We start from the raw sequence: 8579 nt of genomic DNA on the forward strand, positions 1-8579 counted from the left end.
GGGGTGGTGTTGGGGTGGGTGGGGTGTGGGGGGTTCCTTGGTGTTATCAGTTTGACAACCACCGGGGTGGTGGGGGGTCCGCCCTTTGACCCCCCCCGACCGGCCGGTTGGGCTGGTTCAGGGCTTCTCGCCGTCCCGGTCGACGAGGGACTGGGTCGTCTTCATCTCGCAGAATGTGACCTCGCCCTTCTTGTGCGAGCGCCCAGCCGACGAGCCGTCCTCGTACTTCTCCTCGTAGTCGCGCACCGCGACGGACTGGGTCCCCTGGTACTGGAAGGTGTCGGGGTCGAGGAGGTACTCCCGGCGCTGAACGGCCTTGCTGCCCAGGTCCGGGTATATGGCGATGGCGTCATGCCCCATCGGGTCCTTCACCAGGTGCGGGACCACCTCGATCCCGGGGTCCGCGGCCAGGGCCCGGTACAGCTTGGCCATGCCCTGCGGATGCACGGGATAGGCCTCGTCGAGGGTTGCCAGGAGCGCGAAGGTCTCGACCTGCTCACCCGTCAAACCGGTGTCCTTGCCCAGGGGGAACATGTCCGCCGCCTGCTTCCGGATCTCGGCGGGGTCGTCCGGCAGCGAGGCGAGCAGGCGATACAGCCGCCTCTGCGAGGGCTCGTTGTCGCCGTCCTTGTCGTCCTCCCTCACGGGGCTGTCGTACTGGACCCACTCCTCGCTCACCTCGGGCTTGGCGTCGGGCGCCGCGTCCGACGCTCCGTATCGGCACTGCGCGGTCTTCAGGTAGACCCACTGGCCGTCGCGCGGATGCAGATCCGGCTGCTGCGACACCACTTGTGCCGCCTGCTCCAGGACTGCCGTCGCGGACGTCAGGTCGGGCCCGGCAGGCTGCACGCCGCGCTCGGGTCCATCGCCACCGACGAGCATGGTCACCAGCACCGCGATGGTGATCACCGTCGCGGCGCCCCCCGCAGCCGTCACGCGCCAGTCCAGCCGCATCCTGCGGGCGGAGCCCTGCTGCGCTGCCCTCAGCAGCTTCTGGCGGCCGGGAACCAGCCGCACCCGGTCCGGCGTCGGCGCATCGGCGCGCAGCTCGTGCATCTTGGTCATGTCATCCATGGGTTACCGCCCCGTTGTGGTCGCTTACGAGGGTGGGGTCGGCGCCGAGCGCCGCACGCATCTTGCGCCGCGCCCGGCTCAGCCGGGAGCGGACCGTGCCGACCGGCACCCTGAGGGCGTCGGCACACTCCTGGTAAGTGAAGTCCGCCCAGGCGACCAGCAGCAGCACATGCCGGTCCTTCCCGGGCAAGGCCGCGATCGCCCCGGCCAGCGCCTGCTGCGAGGCCTCGGCAGTCACCCGCTCGTCGGCCCGTTCCGACCAGGACTCGGCCACCGGGTCGACGCCGGTACGGGCCAGCGCCCGCAGCGTCCGCACTTCGGAACGACGGTGGCTGCCGATGAGGTTGCCGGCGATGCCGTAGAGCCACGGCCGGGCACTGGCGCGCGCGACGTCGTAGCGGGCACGGTTGCGGAAGGCGATGAGGAAGGTCTGCGCCGTGATGTCGTCGGCGTGACTGTCGCCCAGCCGGCGCATCACATACCGGTGGATCTCGGCGGCGTGTCTGTCGTAAAGCCTGGCGAATACCTCCGGCCGCTCCAGGGATTCCTGGATGACCAGCGCGTCGTCGGTGGGTGGATCCCCCACGAGGCCCTCGCTTCTTCGTGCATATAGGAGTGGAGTGCATTCCACCCCCTGTTGTCCGAAGCGGCCAGGAGGGTTCACGCGCAGGTATTGAACCGCTCGCACGGAGATGCGCCAGTTCGTGAGCCCGGACAGCCCACCAGCTCCCGCCGCCAGAAACCGTGACAGCGGCGCTCCACTCTGGAGGCTTGGGACATGGTCATGCTCAGAAGTACTCACCCCGTGCCAACACCAGGCCTTACCGACAGGGGCGGGCACCCCGGACGGAGACCCGGCAAGTGTCCTCGGGTCCGGCACATGGCAGATCTCGCAGCGGACCGCCCGGCAGATGTCAGCCCACGTCACCCGGTTCGAACGGGCCGGCACCCTCCACGGCGGGCCTGTGCTGCGGGTCTGAAGCGCGCCGGCCGACGCAGGCAGAATGATCGCAGGACAGCCGTCAGCACCCCCGCACCGGTGTTTCCTCCACCACAAGGGCGACGAGGCCGAGTGTGCAACCGCGTGACTGACCCTTCTCCCCGTGAAGATTCGGAGCCGCAGGAGCTTCTGTCGGGTTTCCACAAGTGCTCAAGCTGAACTCCGGGCTGGGCTGCTCATCGTCCGGCAGCCGCACCGCGCAGGGCGGCGCACATTGAGCCAGCGCCGTTGGCCGGGTCGTAGGCGCAGCGTTCAACTTCGGCTTGATGCAGTCGCGTCGGGCAGGCTGACTCTGTTCCCTGATCGGCAACCACGTAAGATCACCTCGCCCGATCCGGTAGTGACAGGGAGGCCGAACACCCATGTCGGATCAGCGTGTTGTGGTCGTGACCGGGGGAGGAACGGGAATCGGTGCGGCAACCGCGCGGCTGCTTCGGGCGGCCGGGCACGATGTTGTCGTCTCCGGGCGGCGACCGGAGCCTTTGCAACGCGTCGCACAGGAAACCGGAGCCTTGGCCTGCCCGGCTGATACCACAGACCCGGACGCTGTTCGTCACCTCGTCGAAACTGCGGTCGCGCGATTCGGCCGACTCGATGGGCTGGTCGTCAACGCGGGAGTGGGACGCAGCGGGAGTGTCGGGGAACTGTCCGATGAGGACTGGGAGGCGGTGCTTCGTACCAATCTCACGGGCCCCTTCCTTCTGATGCGGGCCGCATTGCCGCACTTGGTCCGGGCCCGGGGATCTGTCGTCGCGGTCGCTTCGGTCGCTGCCCTGCGCAACGGGGTGCGCAATGCCGCCTACGCCACGTCCAAGGCGGCACTGCTGCAGTTGTGCCGGTCGCTGTCTGTGGACTACGGGCCTCAGGGCTTGCGGGCCAACACTGTCTGCCCCAGCTGGGTGCGCACGGAGATGGCCGACCGCCGCATGGCCCGGTTCGCCGACGACGTCGGACTGGCCTCCGCCGGGGTCGACGGAGCATATGAGGAGGCCACCCGGCTGCTGCCGGCGCGCCGCCCCGGAGAGCCTCGTGAGGTGGCCGAGGCCATCGCCTGGCTGCTGTCGCCGGCTGCGTCCTTCGTCAACGGCGCTGTACTGACCGTGGACGGGGGCGTGACTGCGCTGGATCCCGGCCATGTTCCATTTGATTTCCGCATCACCCCGCGCGACAACGAGGGTTGATCCCTTCTGCTTGTGCCGCATCAGGCAACGTTCGCCCTGTTCCCCGTCAAGTTCTTCTGTTCAGTGCCTTGAGTGCACACTTCCGAGGTCGCTGGAGAGCTCTTCCTGCGTCCTCGTCTGGCGGTGTGGTTGCGGAACATCCGTGTCAGATCGTGCGCCAGGCCTTCGGTTGCCCTGGAGGGCGGATGACGGGCCGTCGATTTCGGGACCTGCCTGAAGTCGTCCCACAGATAACTCGGCGGAGGCGATCGGCGAGGAGGTCACCAGTCTGCCGGCGCCCGGCCGTAGCAGGCGCTGAGCTCGGCCCCGGTGGTCGGACAGCCGCGTGGAGGAGCCAACCGCTCTTACTCGTTGTCGTCGGTGCGGAGGGTCAGGTCGAGGAGGCCGGGGAAGCGGGCGTCGAACTCCTCGCGGCGCAGCCGGTTGAGCCGTTTGGGGCCCTGGTCCCGCTGTTCGACCAGGCCGGCGTCGCGCAGGACCGAAAAGTGGTGGCTCTTTGCGGCCCGGCCGACCGGTACGTCGAAGTTGCTGCAGCTGAGCGCCCAGTCGGGGTGGCTGGCCAGGTCGCGGATCAGCTGGATGCGCACGCGATCCGCGAGCGCGGACAGGGCGGTGAGGAGCGGGACGTCGTCGGGGTGCGTATGCACAGGCGCCGGACGGTGACTTGCGCCTTCAGCCTGGTCCGACATTCCGATGTCCTCCTTCGCCCAGTGTTCGATGACCATCTTACAGTGCTAGTGTTCGCTTCCGGTTGAACACTCCCGGAGGGCGGTTTGAGTATGCGTGCGGTCGAGTTCCGTGAGTACGGCGGTCCCGAGGTGCTGCGGGTCGTGCAGGCCGCGGCACCCGAGCCGGGCCCTGGCCAGGTGGCCATCGAGGCCGTCTGGGCAGGGGTGAACTTCGCGGACGTGAAAGCGCGTGCCGACGGGTACCGGGTGGTATCACTGCCCTACCGTCCGGGCCTGGAGGTCTCCGGGCGCATCCGGGCGGTCGGGGAGGGCGTCGAGGGTCTGCGGGCGGGGCAGGAGGTCGCCGCGCTCGTCGACGGCGGCGGCTACGCCGAGGTCGTGCTCGCGGAGGCCGTGAGGGTCTTCCCGTTGCCCGACGGGCTGGACCTGCGGACCGCAGCCACGCTGCCGACCGTGCTGCCGACTGCGCACGCCCTGGTCCACGAGGTGGGGCGGCTGCGGGCCGGGGAGAGCGTGCTGGTGCACGGCGCGGCGGGAGGCATCGGCACGGCGGTCGGGCAGCTGGCCCGGGCAGCGGGCGCCGGCGCGGTGTACGGGGTGGCCTCCAGCGACGCCAAGGCCGACTACGCACTCAAGCACGGCTACGACGAGGTGTTCCGGCCCGCCACCTTCGAGACGGACGCCCGCCGGGCGACCCGCGGCAGGGGCGTCGACCTGGTCCTGGACCCGGTGGGCGGCGACACGCTGCGCCGCGGACTGGAGGCACTGGCCGTCTTCGGGCGCCTGGTGTCCTTCGGCAACGCCAGCGGCGCCGAGCCCTGGCAGGCCGGGCAGGGCGAGCTGTACGCGCAGGGCCGCTCCGTCGGGGGCTTCTCCGTGCTCGCCCTCGCCCAGTCCGCACCCGACGCCCTGCGTGCGCTTACCGACCGCGCCCTACGCACCGTTTGCGACGGAGCGGTCGTCCTTCCCGTCACGGCCGAGTTTCCCCTGTCGGACGCGGCCGGCGCACACCAACTCATCGGCGGACGCACGTCCACGGGCAAGCTGCTGCTGCGCATCTCCGACTGACCGAAGGCTCCCGCACACGACGGGCCCAACAGAGTTCCCCTGTTATGGAGTGCCGATGTCATCGATCAAGCAGTTCCAAGTCACCTTTGATTGCGCAGAACCTGAGCGCGTCGCTCGCTTTTGGTGCGAGGTGTTGGGTTACGTCGTATCGCCGCCACCGACGGGGTTCGCCACGTGGGACGAGTTCGACCGCTCCCGGTCCCCTGAGGATCAGGGTTCGTGGTTCGCATGCAGTGATCCCTCGGGTGTGGGCCCGCGACTGTTCTTTCAGCGCGTTCCCGAAGGCAAGGTCGTCAAGAATCGGGTGCATCTTTGCGTGCGGGTCGGCACCGGGCTCGTGGGTCAAGAGCGCCTGGCCACGCTCGAAGCCGAGTGCGCACGGCTGGTCCCGCTCGGCGCGGTACGCGTGCAACTACTGTATGACGGCAACGATTCGTGCATCGTGATGCAGGACATCGAGGGCAACGAGTTCTGTCTCGACTGAGCATCCTCCGAGCGGGCGAGGCAGGGAACCGTCTTCCTCGGGCCTCGCTTCAAGGCCCTTGGACATGGCATATCCGTCACGTGGTCGATGGGCGAAGGACGACGTTGTCGGGAACACGCGCGCTTCTCGCTCGCTCGTCTCGGTCTTGAGTGAGAACGGCGCTGGCGAGCGTGAGCCTGGTCACCTGTTGGCGGAGTTCTTCGATCTCGGTTCTCTGGTTGGCGATGGTCTTCTCAGCGCAGGCCGGAGCTGAGCAGCAGCTGCACGAAGCTGGTGTTCCGCAGCTTCGTCCGCGACTCCCACCCCGGCACTGGCACTTCTGTACGGGTATGGCCGCGCAGCCCGATGTCCGACCACAAGCCCCAGGTCCGCGGCGTTAGCCACAACACCCGCGAGCTCACCGAGTCAGCCTCCCGGTCCCCGCGCCGCACGATGTCCACCGGCAGAGGGGACAGCTTCGCCCACCGGAAGAGCTGGGTGAACGCAGCTGCGTCCCGATCCCACTTCGTCCCGCTGGTCCGGCGCGGGTTCTCCGGAGCCCGGCATTTCCAGTGCCGGTAGTCCGCCAGGTCCTGCCTCGTCGCCTGCCTCCACAGAACTCCGCGTGAGGACAGAAAAGTCAACAACGGCCGGATATCCGTCGCATAATTCCGCTTGGTCTCCCGCTCCAGATCCCGGAATGCGACGGACCGCACGAAATCCAGCAGACCCCGGTCTCCCGTTCCGTCCGGTGCCACGAACACCGGATCACCCGGCCGCAGACGGATCCGGACGACCTCAGTCGGCAGGTCCCGCACCCCCTGGACACCCTCAGACAGCAGCGATCCCTACTGCCCCGGATCGGGCACCCACACCACGTACCGCTCGTGCAAGTGAGGCCTCCTCTGACGCTTGAACACGCCCAATCATCAGGGAAGTCGCGTCGGGCCTTTGGCATGTCTTCGGCCAGCGCGATCAGCGGTACGGCAGCAGCCGCGGCGGCGAGAGCCACGGCGGCGGCGAGCACGCGGCGGGTGGCCGGACGGCGGCGATGGGGACGGTTCTGATCTGGCAACGGCTTGTCCTTCTGGCGCAGTAGGCCTTGCACTCGGCCCCGGTTCCCCCGACAGTTGGCGCCGCGCGCTCAAAGCTTGCCGTGATCGGGGAGGAATGCCTCGTCGAGCCCCAGATGCCGGGGCGGCACCATACGGCCTGGCTTGAGGACCCAGCGGTGGACCAGCGCACCGCTCTCCTCCTGCACGGCGACGGTGAAGCCGACCGTGGGCAGAGTCCGCCGTCCGCCGTCCGCCGTCCGCCGTCCGCCGTCCGCCGTCCGCCGTCCGCCGTCTGCCGGCTGCCGGCTGCCGTCTGCCGGCTGACGGTGCTCTGCGCGCCGCCGGTCAGGGCGATGCGCAGTCGGGGTCGGTGCGGTCAGTGGCTGGGTGGTCTTGAGCGTGTTGTTGCACGCCATCCGTCATTGCCGTGGCTGGAAGTCGCTGTTCTTGACTCCCTGAGCCCAGAAGTCCATTGCCATTGGTGCGAAGTGAGGGAGTGACAGGAGTGAAGAGGGGTACCGGCGCGAATGCAATCGCTTCACGTTCTGTTCCATTCGATCCCCCGCTTTGGAAGGACGACGCATGCGCAGAGCACGAAGAGTGCTGATCCGGCTGGCTACGGGCTTGATGGCCCTCGCGGTGCTGGGCGGTGTGGCGACACCAGCCGTCGCTGACAGACCGGCCTCGTCCCAGACCGGAACGCGGCAGTACAGCGCGGACGACGACTACTTCGCCGTCTGGTCCCGCGCGGACGCGTTGAAGCTCCGCCAGGACAAGACCAACACCGCCCCCCGTGTTTCTCCCGACTTTCCCGTGATCAGCGACAGAGTGTGGCAGTGGGACACCTGGCCGCTGACCAAGCTCAACACGAAGACCGCCACCTACAAGGGCTGGCATGTCATCTTCGCGCTGACGGCCCCGCGCTCGGTCCCCTTCGGTGACCGGCACTGGTACGCGACGATCGGCTACTACTACTCGCGTGACGCCAAGAGCTGGAAGTACGGCGGCGACCTGTTCCAGCCCGGCACCGCGTTCGGCTCACGTCAGTGGGCCGGCTCGGCGGCCCTCGTCGGGAACAAGGTGTACTCCTTCTACACCGCCTCCGGGCGCGACAACGGTGGGGTGGACCCCAACGATCCCCTGCAGCGCCTGGCGATGGCGAGCGGTCGGATCCACGCGGACAAGACCCGTGTGTGGTTCGACGGGTTCCGGAACCACCGCATCATCGCCGAGGCCGACGGCAAGCTGTACCAGACCATGGAACAGTCCCAGGCGGGCCCGATCATCTACGCCTTCCGCGACCCGTTCGTCTTCCGAGACCCCCGGGACCGGAAGATCCACATCTTGTTCGAGGGCAACACGGCCGGTACCGCCGGCACGTACCGGTGCACCAAGCGTGACATAGGTGACGTCCCGGCCGGCCATGAGGTGCCGGAGAACGCGAAGTACTACACGGGCAACATCGGGCTGGCCACGGCTCGCAGCGACAGCATGGAAAAGTGGCGGCTGCAGCCCCCGTTGCTCTCGGCCAACTGTGTGAACCAGCAGACCGAACGGCCCCACCTGGTCATGCGCAACGGTAAGTACTACCTGTTCACCATCAGCCACAAGTTCACGTTCGCGCCAGGGCTGAGCGGCTGGGACGGCCTCTACGGGTTCGTCGGTTCGTCCCTGCGCAGCGACTACAAGCCGCTCAACGGCAGCGCACTGGTCCTGGGCAACCCGGAGGACGCCCCCACGCAGCAGTACTCGCACTACGTGATGCCCAACGGCCTGGTGGAGAGCTTCATCGACACGGTCCCGACCGCCGACGGCGGGACCCGTTTCGGTGGCACCCTGGCACGCACGCTCCTGGTGTCCCTGAAGGGCAACAAGACCAAGCTCGTCAAGCAGTTGGACTACGGCTTCATCCCGTAACCAACCCACAGCCGGGCAACCCGCCGTGGGGGGGGGGGGTAGGGGTTGTGGCTCCCAATACGCTTGCCCGGCGCGGCGAAACCATTTTCCAGGGGGGGTCCCCTCCCGCCCCCCCACCCGCCCCCCCTTTGG

General features: G+C 68.2%; 9 protein-coding genes. 4 read left to right on the forward strand and 5 right to left on the reverse strand.

Annotated elements, in window-relative coordinates:
- Positions 1–117 precede the first annotated feature (117 nt).
- Both ACZ6BB_RS33495 and ACZ6BB_RS33500 read right to left on the reverse strand, forming a co-directional pair.
- Positions 118–1065, reverse strand: coding sequence for a CU044_5270 family protein (locus ACZ6BB_RS33495; protein ID WP_471618878.1), 948 nt, complete (start codon positions 1063–1065; stop codon positions 118–120).
- A 1-nt stretch (position 1066) separates the two neighbouring features.
- Positions 1067–1660, reverse strand: coding sequence for an RNA polymerase sigma factor (locus ACZ6BB_RS33500; RefSeq protein ID WP_471618879.1), 594 nt, complete (start codon positions 1658–1660; stop codon positions 1067–1069).
- 776 nt (positions 1661–2436) lie between these two features.
- Here ACZ6BB_RS33500 and ACZ6BB_RS33505 point away from each other — a divergent pair.
- Complete coding sequence (locus ACZ6BB_RS33505; RefSeq protein WP_471618880.1) at positions 2437–3255, forward strand: SDR family NAD(P)-dependent oxidoreductase; 819 nt, start codon at positions 2437–2439, stop codon at positions 3253–3255.
- A gap of 344 nt (positions 3256–3599) precedes the next feature.
- Here the strand turns inward: ACZ6BB_RS33505 and ACZ6BB_RS33510 are convergent, their stop codons facing one another.
- A complete protein-coding gene (locus ACZ6BB_RS33510; RefSeq protein ID WP_471618881.1) occupies positions 3600–3944 on the reverse strand; it encodes an ArsR/SmtB family transcription factor in 345 nt (114 codons plus the stop codon).
- A gap of 90 nt (positions 3945–4034) precedes the next feature.
- Between ACZ6BB_RS33510 and ACZ6BB_RS33515 the strand changes: the two genes are divergently transcribed.
- Positions 4035–5012, forward strand: coding sequence for a quinone oxidoreductase family protein (locus ACZ6BB_RS33515; RefSeq protein WP_471618971.1), 978 nt, complete (start codon positions 4035–4037; stop codon positions 5010–5012).
- 55 nt (positions 5013–5067) lie between these two features.
- Positions 5068–5496 carry a VOC family protein gene (locus tag ACZ6BB_RS33520; RefSeq protein WP_471618882.1) on the forward strand — a complete coding sequence of 143 codons (429 nt, stop codon included), beginning with the start codon at positions 5068–5070 and terminating at the stop codon, positions 5494–5496.
- Positions 5497–5729: 233 nt separating this feature from the next.
- Here ACZ6BB_RS33520 and ACZ6BB_RS33525 read toward each other — a convergent pair whose 3' ends face one another.
- Positions 5730–6293 (reverse strand): site-specific integrase, encoded by a 564-nt coding sequence (locus ACZ6BB_RS33525; protein WP_471618883.1) that lies wholly within the window; start codon positions 6291–6293, stop codon positions 5730–5732.
- A gap of 326 nt (positions 6294–6619) precedes the next feature.
- A complete protein-coding gene (locus tag ACZ6BB_RS33530) occupies positions 6620–6946 on the reverse strand; it encodes a hypothetical protein (protein WP_471618884.1) in 327 nt (108 codons plus the stop codon).
- Positions 6947–7112: 166 nt separating this feature from the next.
- Between ACZ6BB_RS33530 and ACZ6BB_RS33535 the strand changes: the two genes are divergently transcribed.
- Positions 7113–8447: a glycoside hydrolase family 68 protein gene (locus ACZ6BB_RS33535; RefSeq protein WP_471618885.1), complete on the forward strand. Its 1335-nt coding sequence runs from the start codon at positions 7113–7115 to the stop codon at positions 8445–8447.
- Positions 8448–8579: the final 132 nt, after the last annotated feature.

Source organism: Streptomyces sp. NPDC041108, assembly GCF_055592645.1.